The sequence below is a fragment of the Microbacterium sufflavum genome (assembly GCF_023091155.1).
Lineage (GTDB): Bacteria > Actinomycetota > Actinomycetes > Actinomycetales > Microbacteriaceae > Microbacterium > Microbacterium sufflavum.
This window is the reverse complement of record NZ_JAHWXK010000001.1, coordinates 2,282,980-2,300,266: the sequence shown is the minus strand read 5'-3', so window position 1 is coordinate 2,300,266 and position 17,287 is coordinate 2,282,980. Positions and strand designations below refer to the sequence as shown.

Here is a 17,287-nt window from a genome sequence, read left to right as displayed (position 1 = left end):
ATCCTATCCGCGCGGCGGTCGCGGCACCCGCCGATCAGCTCGCGAGCCCGAACAGGCGCAGCAGCGCCGCCACCAGCGCCGCCGCCACGACCACCACGAGGAACGACTGCCGCAGCCACAGCAGTCCGGCCGCCACCAGCAGCGCGGGCACGCGGGCGTCGACCGCGACGGCCTGGCCGTCGCCGAGGGTCTGCACTGCGACGAGTGCCGCGAGCAGGGCCACCGTGAGCAGATCGGAGATGCGGGCGGGACGCGGCGCCTCGAGCACCTTCGGCGGCACGAGGTAGCCCGCGGCCTTGAGCGCGAGGCAGATCAGGGCGGCCAGCAGGATGGCGCTCCACAGGCTCATGCGCCGGCCTCCCGCGTCTCGAGGGGCTCGCGTCCCGCATCGTCCCGCCCGAGCCAGTTGAACCACCCGACCGCGATCGCGACGACTGCGGCGATCAGCACCGGCAACCCCGGCATGAGGAACGGGGTCAACGCCGCCGCGACCACTGCCGCCGCCACGCCGACGGCCACCGCCTGGCGCTGGCGGAGGCGCGGCCACAGCAGGGCGAGGAACGCTGCCGCGGCCGCCGCGTCCAAGCCCCAGGCCTTCGGGTCGCCGAGCACGTCGCCGACGAGGGCTCCGGTGAGGGTGGTCAGGTTCCAGCCGATGAAGATGCCCACGCCCGTGACCCAGAAGCCCACCCGGCGCAGGCGGGGGTCGTTCTGGGCGATCGCGACGGCGGTGGACTCGTCGATCGTGAAGTGCGCGGCGGCCGCACGGCGCCACGGTCCTCCCCCGACGAGGGGCGACATGCGCATGCCGTAGGCGACGTTGCGCACGCCGAGCAGCGCGGCCGAGGCGATCGCCGACGGGAGGGCGGCGAGTCCGCCCGAGGCGAAGACGCCGATGAACGCGAACTGCGACCCGCCCGTGAACATCAGCAGGCTCAGCACGCAGGTCTGCCACACGTCCAGCCCGGAGGCGACGGCGAGGGCACCGAACGAGATGCCGTAGGCGCTGGTGGCGAGCACGACGCCGAGCGCCTCGCGCCACACCTCGCGTTCCGCGGTCACCGGGACACCGCGCGCGCTGTTCGTTTGAGTGAACGCATGACCATCATTCTGAACAGCTGCTGGTGGATAGTCAAGCGAACGATCGTTTGACATGATGAACGCATGGAGGATCTCCGCACCCGCCTCGCCCGCACGCTCCGCCGCGAGCGCGAGGCCGCGAGCCTGTCCGTCTCGGAGCTCGCCCGCCGCGCCGGCGTCTCCAAGGCGACCGTCTCACAGCTCGAGAGCGGCGCGGGCAACCCCAGCGTCGAGACGCTGTGGGCCCTGGGCGTCGCCCTCGGGGTGCCCTTCGCGGTGCTGGTCGACCAGCAGGCCAACGCGCCCACGCTCATCCGCGCCGACGAGCTCGCGGGCGTGCCCTCGTCCGCCGCCGCCTACAGCGCGACCCTCCTCTCGGCCAGCCCGCCCGGCGCCCGGCGCGACGTGTACCTGATCCAGGCCGAGCCCGGAGACCCCCGCCGTTCCGACCCGCACCACCCGGGCACGATCGAGCACGTGATCCTGATCGCGGGCCAGGCCCGCATCGGCCCGCCCGACGAGCCCGTCGTGCTCGACCCCGGCGACTACCTCACGTACGCCGGAGACGTGTCGCACATCTTCGAGGCCACCAAGCCCGGGACGAGCGCGGTCCTCATCTCCGAGCTGCGCTGAGCGCCGCCTCAGTCCGAGCCGCTCGACGGCGACGGATCGGGGATCTCGTGCGGCCGGTACTGCGGCAGCCGCGACGCCGGAAGGATCGCCAGGGCGCTCACCGCCGCCAGCAGCAGCAGTCCGAGCTTGAGCGTGCTCAGACGCGCCTGCTCGTTCACGGCGACCGCAGCATCCACCTGCTCCTCCGTGGCGTCCGTCGACTCCAGCACCACGCGCAGGTCGTCGTTGCTGATGAAGTTCACGTCATCCATCGGCACCTGCGCCACCAGCGACGGCGGCAGCTCCGGATGCTCGACCACCGCGCGACCGACGTTCAGGGCGAGCAGCGACACCAGCAGCGCGCCGGCGAGAGCCGTCCCCACCGCCGATGCGAGGTTCTGCGTCGTGCCGCGCAGGGAGCCCACGTCGCCCGCCAGCTCCGCGGGGGCCGCCGTGACCAGCACGTTGAACACCAGCGTGACCAGGGCGCCCTGTCCGATACCGAACACGATCAGCCCCGCGATCGTCGGCACGGTCTCCCAGTTGTTCGTCACGACGACCGAGAGCCACACGAGCGCGGCGGTGGTGAGGATGAAGCCGAACACCCCGATGGTGCGCGGGGGGTAGCGCTTGTAGAAGCGCACGACCAGAGTCGCGGTCAGGAAGACCGTGAGGTTGAACGGCATCATCGCCAGCGACGTGTCGAACGGGGTCCTCCCCTGCACGATCTGGATGTACAGCGGGATCGTGAAGTTCACGCACGCCTCGAGCCCCACGACGATGAACATGGCGTAGACGGCGGCACGCTCGCGCGACGACCCCAGCACACTGAGGTCGATGAGCGGTACCTTGCCCTCCGCCATGCGCCGCCGCGTCCACAGGAAGAACGCCTGCCCCAGCACGAGGCCGAGCACGATGAACAGCGGTGCCGGCGACAGCCCCAGCACGCTGAACGGGGCGGCCGGCGATGCGGCCAGCGCACCCCAGCTGTTGAGGTTGTTGAACCCGAGCGTCAGCAGCACGATCGCGCCGCCGATCAGGAGCGACGCCACGAGGTCGATGCGGATGGAGGCGTCGCCGCGGTCGCCGCGCAGCGTGAAGCTCAGGGCGAAGACGGCGACCGCGACGGCCAGCACGATGAAGAACAGCGGGCGCCAGCCGACGAGCGTGCCCAGCGTGCCGCCGATGAGGAAGGCGCTCACACCCGAGATGGCGCGGGCGGAGCCGATGGCCCCGATCGCGGTGGCCTGCTGGGATCCGCGGTAGTTCTCGGCGATCAGCGCCACGATGGACGGCACGATGATGGCCGCGGCCGCCCCGGCCACCGCCTGACCGGCGATCGCCCACCAGATGCCGGGGGCGGTGAGCATCATGATCGCGGAGCCGGCGAACAGGGCGACCACCACCCGGAAGATCAGCACCCAGCCGACGCGCTGCCCGAGCTTCGCGCCCGTCATCACGAGCGCCGCGACCGCCAGGCCGTACATCACGATGGTGGTGCTGGCGAGTGTCGGCGGCACGCCGAACTCACCGACCATGCCGCCCAGGGAGATGGGCAGCGCCGCCACATTGAACGACATCAGCACCTGCGCGAGGAACAGACTCACCATCGGCAGCCACGAGGTCTTCGCTGGCGCCTGCACCGTCTCCGTCATGATCGCTCCTTCTCCGCCGGTCGGGGACCGCTCCCCGAGTCGTCCGCCTGCGCGGGTGCGGAGGCGAACAGATTGAGCCCGAGCGAGCGCGACAGATGGCCGATCGCCATCTGCGACCGCACGGAGTTGCCCGCGTCGTCCAGCCGCGGCGAGAACCCGGCGGCCGCCCCTTTGCCCGGCGAGACCGCGACGATCCCTCCCGCGACACCGGACTTCGCCGGGAGACCGATCTCGAACAACCAGTCGCCGGAGTTCTCGTAGAGTCCGCTCGCTGCGACGACCGCGAGCGTGTCGCGGCACACGTCCGCCGTCACCACGCGCTCCCCCGTGATCGGGTTCACGCCGCCGTCGGCGAGCGTCGCCCCCATGACGGCCAGGTCGTGCGCCGTCACGCTCAGCGCGCACTGCCGCGTGTACACATCGACGATCTCGTCCGGGTCGCCCGCCAGGCGTCCGTAGCTCTTGAGCAGCCAGCCGAGGGCGCGGTTGCGGTCGTTCGACGCCGCCTCCGACGCGTACACCTCGCCGTCGAGGCTCAGCGGCCGTCCGGCGAACGCCGACAGCCCCTCCCGCACCCGTTCCCACTGTTCGACCGCGGTCGCGCCCGGCATCAGCGCCGTGGTCGCGATCGCGCCGGCGTTGACCATCGGGTTGCGCGGATGGCCCTCGTTCAGCTCCAGCGCGACGACCGAGTTGAACGCGAGCCCGGTGTTGTTGACGCCGACGATGTCGCGGACGCGCTCGTGCCCGTGCTCCTGGATCGCCAGGGCGTACACGAACATCTTCGAGATCGACTGGATCGAGAACGGGTGCAGCGCGTCTCCGGCGTCGTGCACCCCGCCGCCGACCTCGATGACGGCGAGACCGAACAGCTCGGGGTCCACCTCGGCCAGCACCGGGATGTAGTCGGCCACGCGCCCTCCGCGCTCACCGGCATAGCGGGCGTGGGCCTCCCGGACGATCTCGTCCACGCGCTCCCAGCCGGGCAGCGTGCCGGTCGAGACCTCCTGCGGGACATCGAGCCAGGCGACGGGATCGAGCACCACTCCTCCTCGGATTCGCGACGCTCCCCAGCCGTCACAGTCACCGTAGCGCTCGACCGCCTCTCAGGATAGGCCCGTCACGGTGCGTGACCTCCGGCCCGCTCGGGCTCAGTACCAGTTCATCGCCTGCGAGTGGCCCCAGGCGCTGCACGGCGTGCCGTAGGCGTCGGCGATGTACTTCAGGCCCCACGCGATCTGAGTGGCCGCGTTGGTCTGCCAGTCGGCGCCGGCCGAGGCCATCTTGCTGCCGGGAAGCGCCTGCGGGATCCCGGTGGCACCGCCATCGGCGTTGTACGCCCGGTAGTTCCAGCCCGACTCCTTGTTCCACAGCGAGTTCAGGCAGGAGAACTGATCGCCGCCCCAGCCGTAGCGGTCGGCCATCATCTGCTGCGCGGTCGCCTTCGCGCCGTCCACCGTGTTGGCCGCGGCGAGCGCGGCGGCGGCCGCAGCGGCCTGCTCGGCGGCGACGCGCGCCGCCTCCTCCGCGGCCTTCTGCTCCTGCGCCGCCGTGTACGCCTGCTGCAGCGCCGCGGTCTCCGCGACGACCTTCTCGGTCTCGGCGGCGGCCTGCTCGGTCGCGACCGTCACGAGGAGCAAGGGCAGGGTCGCACGGTCGTCGAGGGTCTCCAGGTCATCCTCGAGCGGCGTCGTGTCCACCGGGGCCGCAGCGCTCACGTCGAGGCCGGACGCGGAGACCTCGGCGGTCAGGGCGTCCGCCGCCGCGACCGCATCCTTCCCCTTCGACACCGTCATCACGGCCTCGTCGGCGATGCGGGTGAGCGGTTCCGCGCCGAAGGCCTGGCTCGTGATCGCGGCCGACGCGGCCGGCTGCGCGGTGCCGGTGGCGGGGGCGGCCGTCACCCCGACCGTGAGGGTGATCCCCACGAGGGCGGCGGCCGCGGTGCCCAGGACGAGCAGCGGGGTACGGGTGACGGCGGCGCGCGCGGCAGCCACCTCGGAGGCGCGCCGAAGCGCACGGGTCTTCTGAAGCATTGGGTTCGACTTTCGGGTCGTCGTGCGCCCGATGCGGGACACTCATCGGGAGATTGCCCCGGACGCAAGTGAACGAGTCTGCGTCATCGACCTAGCCCCCACCTGGCATTTTCATGAGAAGAGGGCCCCACGCCGGAGCGTGGGGCCCTCTCGGAAGGGTGCGGGGATGCCTCAGGCGTTCGCGTCCTGACGCTTCAGGCGCGAGGCCTCGCGACCGCGGACGGTCTGGTCCAGGATCACCTTGCGGATGCGCACCTTCTCGGGCGTCACCTCGACGCATTCGTCGTCACGCGCGAACTCCAGGCTCTCCTCGAGCGTGAGCAGCCGCGGCGGCGTCATCGACTCGAAGTTGTCGGCCGTGGAGGAGCGCATGTTGGTGAGCTTCTTCTCCTTGGTGATGTTCACGTCCATGTCGTCGGCGCGCGAGTTCTCGCCGATGACCATGCCCTCGTAGACCTCTTCGGTCGGCTGCACGAAGAACGACATGCGCTCCTGCAGGGCGATCATCGCGAAGGGGGTCACCACGCCGGAGCGGTCGGCCACGATCGAGCCGTTCTGGCGCGTCGTGATCTGACCGGCCCACGGCTCGTACCCGTGCGAGATCGCGTTCGCGATGCCGGTGCCGCGGGTGGTCGTGAGGAACTCGCTGCGGAAGCCGATGAGACCGCGCGAGGGCACGACGAACTCCATGCGCACCCAGCCGGTGCCGTGGTTGGTCATGTTCTCCATGCGGCCCTTGCGGTTCGCGAGGAGCTGCGTGATCGCGCCGAGGTGCTCCTCCGGCGTGTCGATGGTCAGGTGCTCGAACGGCTCGTAGACCTTGCCGTCGATCTTCTTGGTGACCACCTGCGGCTTGCCGACCGTGAGCTCGAAGCCCTCGCGACGCATGTTCTCGACGAGGATGGCGAGCGCCAGCTCACCGCGGCCCTGCACCTCCCAGGCGTCGGGACGGCCGATGTCGACGACCTTGAGCGAGACGTTGCCGATGAGCTCGCGGTCCAGACGATCCTTCACCATGCGGGCGGTGAGCTTGTGCCCCTTGACCTTGCCCATGAGCGGCGACGTGTTCGTGCCGATCGTCATGGAGATCGCGGGGTCGTCGACCGTGATGGCCGGCAGCGGACGGATGTCCTCGGGGTCGGCGATGGTCTCGCCGATCGTGATGTCCTCGAAGCCGGCGATCGCGACGATGTCGCCGGGGCCCGCGGAATCGGCCGGGTAGCGCTCCAGGGCGCGGGTCTTCAGCAGCTCGGTGATCCGGGCGTTGCTGGTCGTGCCGTCGGAGCGGACCCAGGCGACCGTCTGGCCCTTCTTGAGCGTGCCGTTGAACACGCGCAGCAGGGCGAGTCGGCCGAGGAACGGGCTGGAGTCGAGGTTCGTGACCCAGGCCTGCAGCGGTGCCTCGTCGTCATAGGACGGCGCGGGCACGTGCTCGAGGATCGCCTCGAACAGCGGCTCCAGGTCGTCGTTGTCGGGCAGCGACCCGTCGGCGGGACGGTTCTGCGAGGCGGCGCCGGCACGGCCGGAGGCGTACACGACCGGAACGTCGAGCAGCGCGTCGACATCGAGGTCGGGCACGTCGTCGACCAGGTCGGACGCGAGACCCAGCAGCAGGTCGTGCGCCTCCTCCTCGACCTCGGCGATGCGGGCGTCGGGGCGGTCGGTCTTGTTGACCAGCAGGATCACAGGCAGCTTGGCCTCGAGGGCCTTGCGCAGCACGAAGCGGGTCTGCGGCAGCGGGCCCTCGCTCGCGTCGACGAGCAGCACGACACCGTCGACCATGGACAGGCCGCGCTCGACCTCGCCGCCGAAGTCGGCGTGGCCGGGCGTGTCGATCACGTTGATCGTGATCTCCTTGCCGTCGGCGTGCTTGCCCTTGTAGGTGATCGCCGTGTTCTTGGCGAGGATCGTGATGCCCTTCTCGCGCTCGAGGTCGTTCGAGTCCATCGCCCGCTCCTCGACGTGCGAGTGTTCGCCGAAGGAGCCCGTCTGGCGGAGCATCGCGTCGACGAGCGTGGTCTTGCCGTGGTCGACGTGGGCGACGATTGCGACGTTGCGGAGGTCAGAGCGGAGGGCGTGCGCCATACAAGGGTCCTCAAAGAGTGTGGGGTTGCGCCGGGAAGCCGACGTTCCAGGATAACGTACGCGCCGGATCGGATCTCCGAGGCACGTCGTAGCATCGACTCCGTGACCCCTGCTCCCCCGATGTCCTCGCGCCGCGAGGGCCGTGCGCGCCTGTGGTGGGAGATCGCGATCGTGCTGGCCCTGGGGCTCGGGCAGTCGGCGGTCTACGCGATCGTGCAGCTGGCCTACCGCCTGACCGACGACGTGCCCCTGGCCGACCAGACCGCGACGCTCAACCCGTCCCGCAGCGACCGCGAGGTGTTCGACCTCGTCTATCAGCTGCTCTCAATAGGCTTCTCGCTCGTGCCCGTGGTGCTGGTGTGCTTCCTGCTGTGGCAGCGCCGACGACCGCACCTCGGGCGGCTCGGGCTCGACGGCACCCGCATCGGCGTCGACGTGGCCCGCGGCGTGCTGCTCGTGGTAGCGATCGGCGTGCCGGGCCTCGCGCTCTACCTCGGCGGCCGGGCGGCCGGCCTGTTCGTGGCCGTGAACCCCGCGGGACTCGACGCCCACTGGTGGACCGTGCCGATCCTGCTGCTCGCGGCGGCCCGCGCCTCCCTGCAGGAGGAGTTCGTGGTGCTCGGCTACCTCTTCGCGCGGCTGCGGCAGCTCGGCTGGTCGCCGTGGACGATCATCGTCGCCACCTCCGTGCTCCGCGCGACCTACCACCTGTACCAGGGGCCGGGGGCGTTCGTCGGCAACCTCGCGATGGGGCTGCTGTTCGGGTGGCTGTACCAGCGGACGGGACGACTGCTGCCGTTCCTGGTGGCGCACTTCCTCATCGACGCGACCGTGTTCGTCGGCTACCCATGGGCGGCCGCCACCTGGCCCGAGCTGTTCGGGCTGCCCGGGTGAGCCCGGTGCGCCGGGTGCTCAGCCGAGGTTGACCACGACGAGCGCGGCGGCGGCCCACAGCACGATCACCGCGAGCGCGATCAGCGCGGGGCCGTCCCACGTGCGACGGATGGGCGCGTCGGCAGCCGCCGCCTCCGACCAGCGGTCGCGGATGTCGGTGAGGGCCCGCAACCCGGAGGGCACCCGCGGCTCCGCGTCCTCGTCACGACGCTGACGGGGCGGGCGGGCGCGGGCCGGGCCACCCCAGGAGGTGAGCGTGTGGCCGTCGTCGAGCGCGAACTCGAGCTGCCAGCGCAGGTCGATGTCGCGCACGTGCCCCCAGCCGAAGCTCGTCCGGCGCAGGAGGTTCTGCACGGTCGCCCCGTGCGCGTCCACCCGCACGTGCGACACGAAGCTGATCTCGTACACGATCCACAGGGCGAGGAGCATCCACGGAGCGATCAGCAGCGCCTGCACGATGCTGCCGTTGACGACCGTGTCCCCCAGCAGGAACAGCACCAGCAGCACGCTGAGCACGAGGATGACGGTGCCCGAGGACGCACGGTAGGTCCGTGCGTCCTCGGGCTGTGCCGGCGATGCCACGCTCAGTGGCCGCCGAGAGGGATCGACGCACCCGGGATCGCCTGCAGCAGGCGCTCCGTGTACTCCTCCTGCGGATTCGCGAAGATCTCGTCGACCGTGCCCTGCTCCACCACGCGGCCCTTCTCCATCACACACACCAGGTCGCTGGAGACCCGCACGACCGCGAGGTCGTGGGTGATGAACAGGTACGTCAGGTCGAGCTCGGACTGCAGGTCGGCGAGCAGCTTCAGGATCTGGTCCTGCACCAGCACGTCGAGCGCCGACACCGCCTCGTCGAGCACGATGATATCGGGCTTGAGCGCGAGCGCACGGGCGATCGCCACGCGCTGCCGCTGACCGCCCGACAGCTCGTTCGGGTATCGCGTGGCCAGGGACTGGGGCAGGGCGACCTGCTCCAGCAGCTCCTCCACGCGCGCCCGCTGCGAGGCGCGGTCGCCGACGCCGTGGATCTGCAGCGGCTCGGCGATCGTGTTGCCGATGTTGCGCAGCGGGTCGAGCGAGCCGTACGGGTCCTGGAACACCGGCTGCATCCGGCGACGGAGCCCGAACGCCTGCGCGTTCGAGAGCCCCGACACGTCCTGACCGTCGATCTCGATCGTGCCGGCGGTCGGATCCTCGAGCTTGAGCACCATCTTCGCGACCGTGGACTTGCCCGATCCGGACTCCCCGACCAGTGCGAGCGTCTTGCCGCGCGGGATCTCGAACGACACGTCGTCCACCGCCCGGAAGGCCTCGCTGCGGAAGTTGCCCTGGCGGATCTTGTAGTCCTTCGTCAGACCGGCCACCCGGACGGTCGGCGGGATGTCCGCGAGGTCCTCGAGCGTCTCGATCCCCCGATCCTCCACGACCGCCTGGATGCGCTGCGACGCCACACTGGGCGCCGCGGCCACCAGCCGCTTGGTGTACGGGTGCTGCGGGTTCTCCAGGATCTGACGGCTCGGCCCCGCCTCGACGATGTTGCCGCCGTTCATCACGATGATCTTCTCCGCGCGCTCGGCCGCGAGACCGAGGTCGTGCGTGATCAGGAGCACCGAGGTGCCCTTGTCCCGCGTGAGGGAGGCCATGTGATCGAGGATGACCCGCTGCACCGTCACGTCGAGGGCCGAGGTCGGCTCGTCGGCGATCAGGAGCTTCGGGTCGGCCGCGAGACCGATGCCGATCAGCGCGCGCTGGCGCATCCCGCCGGAGAACTGGTGCGGATACTGGTGCAGCCGTCGCTCGGCATCGGCCAGACCCGCCTGCTGCAGCACCTCGATCGTGCGTGCCTTGACAGCGGCACGCCCCTGGGCGATGCCGTTGGCGCGCACGGCCTCCTTGACCTGGAAGCCGATGCTCCACACCGGGTTGAGGCTCGACATGGGGTCCTGCGGCACGAAGCCGATGTCGCGACCGCGCACCGCCTCGATGTCGCGTCGGCTCAGGCCCGTGAGCGGACGGCCCTCGAGCGTGATCGATCCTCCGGTGACCTTTCCGGTCCCCGGCAGCAGGTCGACGATGGCCGTGGCCGTGGTGGACTTGCCCGAGCCGGACTCCCCCACGATCGCGACGGTCTCGCCGGGGAACACGTCGAACGTGACACCGTGCAGGACCTCGCGCATCCCCTCCTGCGAACGGAACGCGACCTTGAGGTCGCGGACACTCAGCAGCGGGATCTGGGCGGCGTTGTGGTCGCTCATCGGCGGGCCCTCGCCTTCGGGTCGAGGGCGTCTCGGATGAGCTCGCCGAGGCCGACGAACGCGAGCACCGCGAGGGTGAGCGCGATCGATGGATAGATGAGCGACATCGGGGCGATGCGCAGAGCCGCCTGTGCCTGGCTGATGTCGTTACCCCACGACACCACCGTGCCGCCGAGTCCGACACCGAGGAACGACAGGGTTGCCTCCGCCACGATCGCCGCGGCGAGTCCCAGGGTCGACACGACCAGCAGCGGCGCGATGCCGTTGGGGATCACGTGGGTCAGCAGCGTCTTGAACCGGGACTGGCCCAGCGAGCGCGACGCCATGACGAAGTCCGCCTGCCGCACCCGGAGGATCTCAGCGCGCACGACGCGTGCCGTGGACGCCCAGGAGAAGCCACCGATCGCGAGCGCGAGCGTCCACACCGAGCGATAGTCCGAGAGCACCGTCATCACGACCAGGGCGGCCAGGATGTACGGGATCGCGAAGAAGATGTCGCCGATGCGGGACAGCAGCGCGTCGATCCAGCCGCCGTAGAAACCGGCCAGCGCACCCATGATGAGGCCGAGCACCGCGGAGATCACGGTGGCGATGAGACCGACCGACAGCGACGTCTGGGCGCCCCAGACGACGCGGGCGTAGATGTCGCAGCCCTGGAAGTTGAACCCGAGCGGGTGGCCGGGCGTCGGGCCCTCGTTGCTGTTCATCAGGTCGCACACGCGCGGGTTGACCTGCGTGAACAGGGTCGGCCAGAACGACATGACGATGAACAGCGCGGCGAGCAGCACCGAGAACCAGAACATCGGGCGACGGCGCAGGTCGCGCCACGCGTCGCGCCACAGGTTGCTGGGCTTCTCGGCGACGCGCACCGCATCGATGGCGATCGACTCGGTCTCGACCGGGGCGACGTAGTGCTTCTGCGTGGTGGGGTCAGACATAGCGGATCCTCGGGTCGAGCAGACCGTAGAGCAGGTCGATGACAAGGTTCACCAGCACGTACAGGATCACGAACACCGTGACGAAGGAGACCACGGTGGGCCCCTCACCGCGGATCGCCGCCTGGTAGAGCGTGTTGCCGACACCGGGGATGTTGAAGATCCCCTCGGTCACGGTCGCGCCCACGAGGAGCACGCCGAAGTTCGTGGCGGAGTTGGTGATGACCGGGAGCAGGGAGTTGCGCAGCACGTGCACCGGGATCACGCGCGTGCGCGAGAGTCCCTTGCTGTACGCCGTGCGCACCCAGTCCTGGTTGAGGGTGTCGATCACCGAGCTGCGCATCAGGCGCATGCTGACGGCGAAGAGGCTGAACCCGAGCACGAGGGCGGGGAGCCAGAGGCCACCCCAGTCGTTGTCGGAGCCGACGGTCGGGCTGAACCAGCCCCACTGGATCGCCAGGAAGTACTGGGCCAGGAAGCACAGCACGAAGATCGGGATCGCCAGGGCGACGAGCGCGACCAGCAGGGCGGTCGTGTCGAACAGCTTGCCCTTGCGCAGCGCCGAGATCGTGCCGATCGTGATCGCGAGCGTGAACTCGATCCCGATCGCCATGACGGCGAGCCGGCCGGTGACCGGAAGCGTGTCGACGAGCACCGCGGAGACCGGGCGACCGGAGAAGGTCGTGCCGAGGTCACCCTGGAAGACACCGGTGATGTAGTACCAGTACTGGACCAGGAACGGCTCGTTGAGGTGGTACTCCTCGCGCAGGGCGTTGACGAGAGCCTCATTGGGCGTGCGATCGCCGAACAGAGCCAGGATCGGGTCGCCCGGCATGGCGAACACGAGGAAGTAGATGAGCAGGGTGGCCCCGAAGAACACGGGGATCACCTGGAGAAGACGTCTGATGATATAGCTGGGCATCCGCAGTCCCTTTCGGGAGGGCGCGAACAGACCGAACGGGAGCACCCGACGAGGCGGTGACGGAAACCGTCACCGCCTCGCGGGTGCGAGCTCCGTCAGGCCTATTCGGCAGCCTTCGTGATCTCGTAGTACAGCGGGACCGAGTTCCAGCCGAACGTGACGTTGTCGACCGTGTCGGCGTAACCACCGGTCACGTTGGAGTACCACAGCGGGATCGCGGGGAGATCGTTGAACAGGATCTCCTGCGCCTTGGTGAACTCCTCGACCTGGGCCGCGGTGTCGGTGTTGCTGATGCCCTCGGCGATCAGCGCGTCGAACTCGGGGTTCGAGTAGTCACCGTCGTTGGAGCCGGCGTTGGTCGCGTAGAGCGGGCCGAGGAAGTTGTACAGACCGGGGTAGTCGGCCTGCCAACCCGAACGGGCAGCGGTCTTGATGCTGTTGTTGTTGATCTCCTCGCGGATGACCGAGAAGGTCGGGTACGGGTCGCCCGATGCCTCGATGCCCAGCGTGTTGGAGATCGCGTTGGTCACGGCGTCGACCCACTCCTGGTGGCCACCGTCGGTGTTGTAGGCGATCTTGAACTCGCCCTCCCACGGGGAGATGGCGTCGGCCTCGGCCCACAGCTCCTTGGCCTTCTCGGGGTCGTACTTGAGGACCTCGTTGCCCTTGATCGAGTCGGACCAGCCGTCGATGACCGGCGACGTGAAGTCGGAGGCCGTGGTGCGGGTGCCGAAGAAGATCTTGTCGGTGATCTGGTCGCGGTCGAACGCCATCGAGATGGCCTGACGACGGAGGATGCCCTCTTCGCCGGAGAAGTGCGGCAGGAACTGACCGATCGTGAACGACTGGAAGACGGCCGACGGCTGGTTCACCGCGCGGTCGCCCAGGTCGTCCTGGAAGGTCGGCAGCGACACGGACGGGATGACGTCGATGACGTCGACCTTGTTGCCCTGCAGGTCGGCGTAGGCCGCGTCCTGCGTCGCGTAGAAGATGATCGACAGGCCGCCGTTCTTGGCCTTGCGACCGCCGTCGTAGTCGTCGTTGCGGACCAGGTCGATCTGCACGTCGTGCTGCCAGGCGCCCTCACCGTCGAGCTTGTACGGGCCGTTGCCGATCGGGTTCTCGCCGAACGCGTCGATGTCCTCGAACGCGACGTCGGGCAGCGGGTAGTAGGCCGAGTAGCCGAGGCGCAGCGCGAAATCGGCGGCCGGCTTGTTCAGCGTGATCGTGAACGTGTAGTCGTCGACCTGCTGGAGACCGGACATGTCGCCCTGAGCGCCGTACACGTCGGGGGTGTTCTGGAAGCCCTCGATGTCTTCGAAGAAGTAGCTCGAGAGGTGGGCGTTCTCCGCCTGTGCGCCGTAGTTCCACGCCTTGATGAAGTTGTCGGCGGTGACCTCTTCGCCGTTGGAGAAGGTCTGACCCTCCTTCAGCTTCACGGTGAGGTGCTGCGGGTCCTCGGTGGTGATCTCCTCGGCCATGTCGTTGACCGGCTTGCCCTCGGCGTCGTAGTAGACGAGCCCGGCGAAGATCTCGTCGAGGATCTTGCCGCCACCGACCTCGTTCGTGTTGGTCGGGATCAGCGGGTTCTCCGGCTCCGAGCCGTTCGTCGTGATGATGGCATCCGGGTCGGCCTTGGCCCCACCGTTGCCGCCGTCACCGGTGTTGCCGGATCCGCCCGCGCAGCCCGCGAGCGCCAGAGCGCCACCCGCGAACAGCGCGACGCCCGCCAGGGCGATCTTGTTGCGCTTCACTTTGTGTCCTCCTGTGGACGTGGGAATTCTGCGTGCGCATCGTCGAGCACGCAGGGATACCTGAGCGTAACCCGCGAGTCCGCCCGCCGACGCACTCGGCTAACGAACTGTTACTGAGTGGTGACCAATCGTCACTCGCGCGAAACATGGGGAGACGAGGACGGCGCCGCGCCACCCGGAGGTGACCGCGACGCCGTCCGCGGATCAGCAGGGACTCACGCGAACGCCTCCACCGGCGGGCACGCGCACACCAGGTTGCGGTCGCCGTACGCCTGGTCGATCCGGCGCACCGGCGGCCAGTACTTGGCGGCCACGAGCGAGCGCACCGGGTAGGCCGCCTCCTCGCGCGTGTAGGCGTGCCCCCACTCCCCCGCGATGAGCGACACCGCGGTGTGCGGTGCGTGCACGAGCGGGTTGTCGTCGGCCGGCCAGCGTCCGGCGGCCACCGCGTCGGCCTCGGCCTTGATCATGATCATGGCCTCGATGAACCGCTCGATCTCGTCGAGGTCCTCCGACTCGGTCGGCTCCACCATCAGGGTGCCGGCGACCGGGAACGACATCGTCGGCGCGTGGAACCCGTAGTCGATGAGGCGCTTGGCGACGTCGTCGACCGTGATGCCCGTGGCCTCCTTGAGCGGACGCAGGTCGAGGATGCACTCGTGCGCGACCCGGCCGTTCTCGCCCGTGTAGAGCACGGGGAAGTGCGAGCCGAGCCGCTCCGCGATGTAGTTCGCCGAGAGCACGGCCGCTGCGGTCGCCCGGCGCAGCCCGTCGGCTCCCATCATGCGCACGTAGGCCCAGGAGATCGGCAGGATGCCCGCGGAACCGTAGGGGGCCGCCGAGATGACCGCACCGTCGAACGTGTAGCCGCCGAAATGCTCGGCGCGCTGTGCCAGCGGGTGCGAGGGCAGGTACGGGGCCAGGTGCGCCTTCGCCGCGACCGGGCCGATGCCGGGGCCACCCCCGCCGTGCGGGATCGCGAACGTCTTGTGCAGGTTGAGGTGCGAGACGTCGCCGCCCAGGTCACCGAAGCGCGCGTAGCCGAGCAGCGCGTTGAGGTTCGCGCCGTCGACGTACACCTGACCGCCGGCCTCGTGCACCGCCGTCGTGATCTCGACCACCTGCTCCTCGTACACCCCGTGCGTCGAGGGGTACGTGATCATCAGCGCAGCGAGCTCATCGGCGTGCTGCGCGATCTTGGCGCGGAGGTCGTCGAGGTCGACGTTGCCGAGCGCATCGCTGGCCACGACCACGACCTTCATGCCCGCCAGTACGGCAGACGCAGCGTTCGTGCCGTGCGCCGACGACGGGATGAGGCACACCGTGCGGTGCGCGTCGCCGTTCGCGTGGTGGTAGCCGCGGATCGCGAGCAGGCCGGCGAGCTCGCCCTGCGACCCCGCGTTCGGCTGCAGCGACACCGCGTCGTAGCCGGTGATCTCGGCGAGCCAGCTCTCGAGCTGATCGATCAGTTCGAGATAGCCCTGCACGTCGTCCGCCGGGGCGAACGGGTGGATGCCGGCGAACTCGGGCCACGTGATCGCCGCCATCTCGGTCGCCGCGTTCAGCTTCATGGTGCACGAGCCGAGCGGGATCATGCCGCGATCGAGCGCGTAGTCGCGGTCGGACAGGCTCTTGAGGTAGCGCATCATCGCGGTCTCGCTGCGGTGCGCGTGGAACACCGGGTGCGTGAGGTACTCGTCCGCGCGGCGGAGAGCCTCCGGCAGCGCGACCGAGACACCCGCGACGAACGCGAACGCCCGCTCCGTCGGCCCGCCGAACACCAGCGCCACGCGGTGCAGGTCGGTGAACGTCGTCGTCTCGTCCACCGCGACACCGATCGTGTCGGCGTCGGCGACCCGCAGCAGGATGCCGTGCTCCTCGCGCGCGCGGGCGGCATGCTCCGCCGCGGCGCCAGGCACCCGCACCGTGAGCGTGTCGAAGAAGTGCTCGTGCACGACCTCGGCCCCCGCCTCGACCAGCCAGTCACGCAACAGGGTGGCCTTGCCGGCGACGCCCTGGGCGATCGAGCGCAGCCCGTCGGGGCCGTGGTACACCGCGTACATCGAAGCCATGACCGCGAGCAGCACCTGCGCCGTGCAGATGTTGGACGTGGCCTTCTCCCGGCGGATGTGCTGCTCGCGCGTCTGCAGCGAGAGCCGGTACGCGGGCTTGCCGTCGGCATCGACCGACACCCCGACCAGTCGCCCCGGCAGCTGGCGCTCGAGGCCGGAGCGCACCGCCATATAGCCGGCGTGCGGTCCGCCGAAGCCCATCGGCACGCCGAAGCGCTGCGTGGTGCCGACCGCGACGTCGGCACCCATCGTCCCCGGGGCCGTGAGCAGTGTGAGCGCCAGCAGGTCGGCCGCGGCCACGGCGAGACCACCCGCGAGGTGCGCGGCCTCGAACACCGCCGTCGGATCCCACACGCGACCGGACGCGCCGGGGTACTGCACGAACACGCCGAACAGCTCGTCCGGCAGCTCCTCGCCCGCCGCGAGGTCGACCGTCACGAGCTCGACACCGAGGGCGTCCGCGCGGGACGCGAGCATGGCCCTGGTCTGCGGCAGCGCGTCGGCGTCGACCACGAACACGTTCGACGAGGACTTCGAGGCCCGCCGCGCGAGCAGCATCCCCTCGACCACGGCCGTGGACTCGTCGAGCATCGACGCGTTCGCGGTGCTGAGGCCGGTGAGCTCGGCGACCATGGTCTGGAAGTTGATGAGCGCCTCCAGGCGCCCCTGCGAGATCTCGGGCTGGTACGGCGTGTAAGCCGTGTACCAGGAGGGGTTCTCCAGCACGTTGCGCTGGATCACCTGGGGCGTGATGGTGTCGTAGTACCCGAGGCCGATCATCGCGCGGCGGACCGTGTTGCGCGACGCGAGCGCCCGCAGCTCGGCCAGGGCCTCGGTCTCGCTCGCGGCGGCGGGGATGCGCGACTCCGCGACCGCGGCCTCCGGCCCCGTGTAGATCGAGGCGGGGACGGCCTGGCGCATGAGCGTCTCGACCGGGCTGGTGGGCCCGTCCTCCGCGCCGCCGAGCCCGAGCGCGTCGAGCAT

General features: G+C 69.8%; 14 protein-coding genes. 2 read left to right on the top strand and 12 right to left on the bottom strand.

Annotated features, from left to right (window positions below; translation table 11 throughout):
• Nucleotides 1-34 precede the first annotated feature (34 nt).
• Together KZC56_RS11140 and KZC56_RS11135 are read right to left on the bottom strand one after the other, a co-directional pair.
• Nucleotides 35-349, bottom strand: coding sequence for an AzlD domain-containing protein (locus KZC56_RS11140; RefSeq protein ID WP_247638572.1), 315 nt, complete (start codon nucleotides 347-349; stop codon nucleotides 35-37).
• Entirely contained in the window at nucleotides 346-1,062 is a 717-nt protein-coding gene (locus tag KZC56_RS11135; protein WP_136045755.1) for an AzlC family ABC transporter permease, read from the bottom strand. Before KZC56_RS11135 ends, KZC56_RS11140 begins: the two co-directional genes overlap by 4 nt.
• A gap of 102 nt (nucleotides 1,063-1,164) precedes the next feature.
• On the opposite strand from KZC56_RS11135, the gene KZC56_RS11130 reads away from it, so the two are divergent.
• Nucleotides 1,165-1,713 (top strand): helix-turn-helix domain-containing protein, encoded by a 549-nt coding sequence (locus KZC56_RS11130; RefSeq protein WP_136036699.1) that lies wholly within the window; start codon nucleotides 1,165-1,167, stop codon nucleotides 1,711-1,713.
• A gap of 8 nt (nucleotides 1,714-1,721) precedes the next feature.
• Here KZC56_RS11130 and KZC56_RS11125 read toward each other — a convergent pair whose 3' ends face one another.
• From KZC56_RS11125 to typA, 4 genes are all read right to left on the bottom strand, one after another.
• Nucleotides 1,722-3,347 (bottom strand): MFS transporter, encoded by a 1,626-nt coding sequence (locus tag KZC56_RS11125; RefSeq protein WP_136036700.1) that lies wholly within the window; start codon nucleotides 3,345-3,347, stop codon nucleotides 1,722-1,724.
• Nucleotides 3,344-4,390, bottom strand: coding sequence for a glutaminase A (glsA, locus tag KZC56_RS11120; RefSeq protein ID WP_136036701.1), 1,047 nt, complete (start codon nucleotides 4,388-4,390; stop codon nucleotides 3,344-3,346). Before glsA ends, KZC56_RS11125 begins: the two co-directional genes overlap by 4 nt.
• Before the next feature lie 108 nt (nucleotides 4,391-4,498).
• Nucleotides 4,499-5,383, bottom strand: a complete 885-nt coding sequence (locus KZC56_RS11115; protein WP_136028640.1) for an aggregation-promoting factor C-terminal-like domain-containing protein — start codon at nucleotides 5,381-5,383, stop codon at nucleotides 4,499-4,501.
• 171 nt (nucleotides 5,384-5,554) lie between these two features.
• Nucleotides 5,555-7,468, bottom strand: coding sequence for a translational GTPase TypA (gene typA / locus KZC56_RS11110; protein ID WP_136028639.1), 1,914 nt, complete (start codon nucleotides 7,466-7,468; stop codon nucleotides 5,555-5,557).
• Nucleotides 7,469-7,588: 120 nt separating this feature from the next.
• Between typA and KZC56_RS11105 the strand changes: the two genes are divergently transcribed.
• Nucleotides 7,589-8,362, top strand: a complete 774-nt coding sequence (locus tag KZC56_RS11105) for a CPBP family intramembrane glutamic endopeptidase (RefSeq protein WP_136028648.1) — start codon at nucleotides 7,589-7,591, stop codon at nucleotides 8,360-8,362.
• Between the two features lie 18 nt (nucleotides 8,363-8,380).
• Here the strand turns inward: KZC56_RS11105 and KZC56_RS11100 are convergent, their stop codons facing one another.
• The 6 genes from KZC56_RS11100 to gcvP all read right to left on the bottom strand — a co-directional run bounded on the left by KZC56_RS11100 (nucleotide 8,381) and on the right by gcvP (nucleotide 17,287).
• Nucleotides 8,381-8,944: a PH domain-containing protein gene (locus tag KZC56_RS11100; RefSeq protein WP_247638571.1), complete on the bottom strand. Its 564-nt coding sequence runs from the start codon at nucleotides 8,942-8,944 to the stop codon at nucleotides 8,381-8,383.
• A 2-nt stretch (nucleotides 8,945-8,946) separates the two neighbouring features.
• A complete protein-coding gene (locus KZC56_RS11095) occupies nucleotides 8,947-10,620 on the bottom strand; it encodes a dipeptide ABC transporter ATP-binding protein (protein ID WP_136028637.1) in 1,674 nt (557 codons plus the stop codon).
• Nucleotides 10,617-11,558: an ABC transporter permease gene (locus KZC56_RS11090; protein ID WP_136028636.1), complete on the bottom strand. Its 942-nt coding sequence runs from the start codon at nucleotides 11,556-11,558 to the stop codon at nucleotides 10,617-10,619. Before KZC56_RS11090 ends, KZC56_RS11095 begins: the two co-directional genes overlap by 4 nt.
• Nucleotides 11,551-12,477 carry an ABC transporter permease gene (locus KZC56_RS11085; protein ID WP_136028635.1) on the bottom strand — a complete coding sequence of 309 codons (927 nt, stop codon included), beginning with the start codon at nucleotides 12,475-12,477 and terminating at the stop codon, nucleotides 11,551-11,553. Before KZC56_RS11085 ends, KZC56_RS11090 begins: the two co-directional genes overlap by 8 nt.
• Nucleotides 12,478-12,578: 101 nt before the next feature.
• Nucleotides 12,579-14,231 (bottom strand): peptide ABC transporter substrate-binding protein, encoded by a 1,653-nt coding sequence (locus KZC56_RS11080; protein WP_136028634.1) that lies wholly within the window; start codon nucleotides 14,229-14,231, stop codon nucleotides 12,579-12,581.
• A gap of 215 nt (nucleotides 14,232-14,446) precedes the next feature.
• Entirely contained in the window at nucleotides 14,447-17,287 is a 2,841-nt protein-coding gene (gcvP, locus tag KZC56_RS11075) for an aminomethyl-transferring glycine dehydrogenase (protein ID WP_247638883.1), read from the bottom strand.

What these genes read in the sequence shown, in the direction of transcription:
- KZC56_RS11140 (WP_247638572.1), bottom strand. Translation starts at nt 349, where the DNA reads ATGAGCCTGTGGAGCGCCATCCTGCTGGCCGCCCTGATCTGCCTCGCG.
- KZC56_RS11130 (WP_136036699.1), top strand. Translation starts at nt 1,165, where the DNA reads ATGGAGGATCTCCGCACCCGCCTCGCCCGCACGCTCCGCCGCGAGCGC.
- KZC56_RS11125 (WP_136036700.1), bottom strand. Translation starts at nt 3,347, where the DNA reads ATGACGGAGACGGTGCAGGCGCCAGCGAAGACCTCGTGGCTGCCGATG.
- KZC56_RS11115 (WP_136028640.1), bottom strand. Translation starts at nt 5,383, where the DNA reads ATGCTTCAGAAGACCCGTGCGCTTCGGCGCGCCTCCGAGGTGGCTGCC.
- typA (WP_136028639.1), bottom strand. Translation starts at nt 7,468, where the DNA reads ATGGCGCACGCCCTCCGCTCTGACCTCCGCAACGTCGCAATCGTCGCC.
- KZC56_RS11105 (WP_136028648.1), top strand. Translation starts at nt 7,589, where the DNA reads ATGTCCTCGCGCCGCGAGGGCCGTGCGCGCCTGTGGTGGGAGATCGCG.
- KZC56_RS11095 (WP_136028637.1), bottom strand. Translation starts at nt 10,620, where the DNA reads ATGAGCGACCACAACGCCGCCCAGATCCCGCTGCTGAGTGTCCGCGAC.
- KZC56_RS11090 (WP_136028636.1), bottom strand. Translation starts at nt 11,558, where the DNA reads ATGTCTGACCCCACCACGCAGAAGCACTACGTCGCCCCGGTCGAGACC.
- KZC56_RS11085 (WP_136028635.1), bottom strand. Translation starts at nt 12,477, where the DNA reads ATGCCCAGCTATATCATCAGACGTCTTCTCCAGGTGATCCCCGTGTTC.
- gcvP (WP_247638883.1), bottom strand. Translation starts at nt 17,287, where the DNA reads ATGCTCGACGCGCTCGGGCTCGGCGGCGCGGAGGACGGGCCCACCAGC.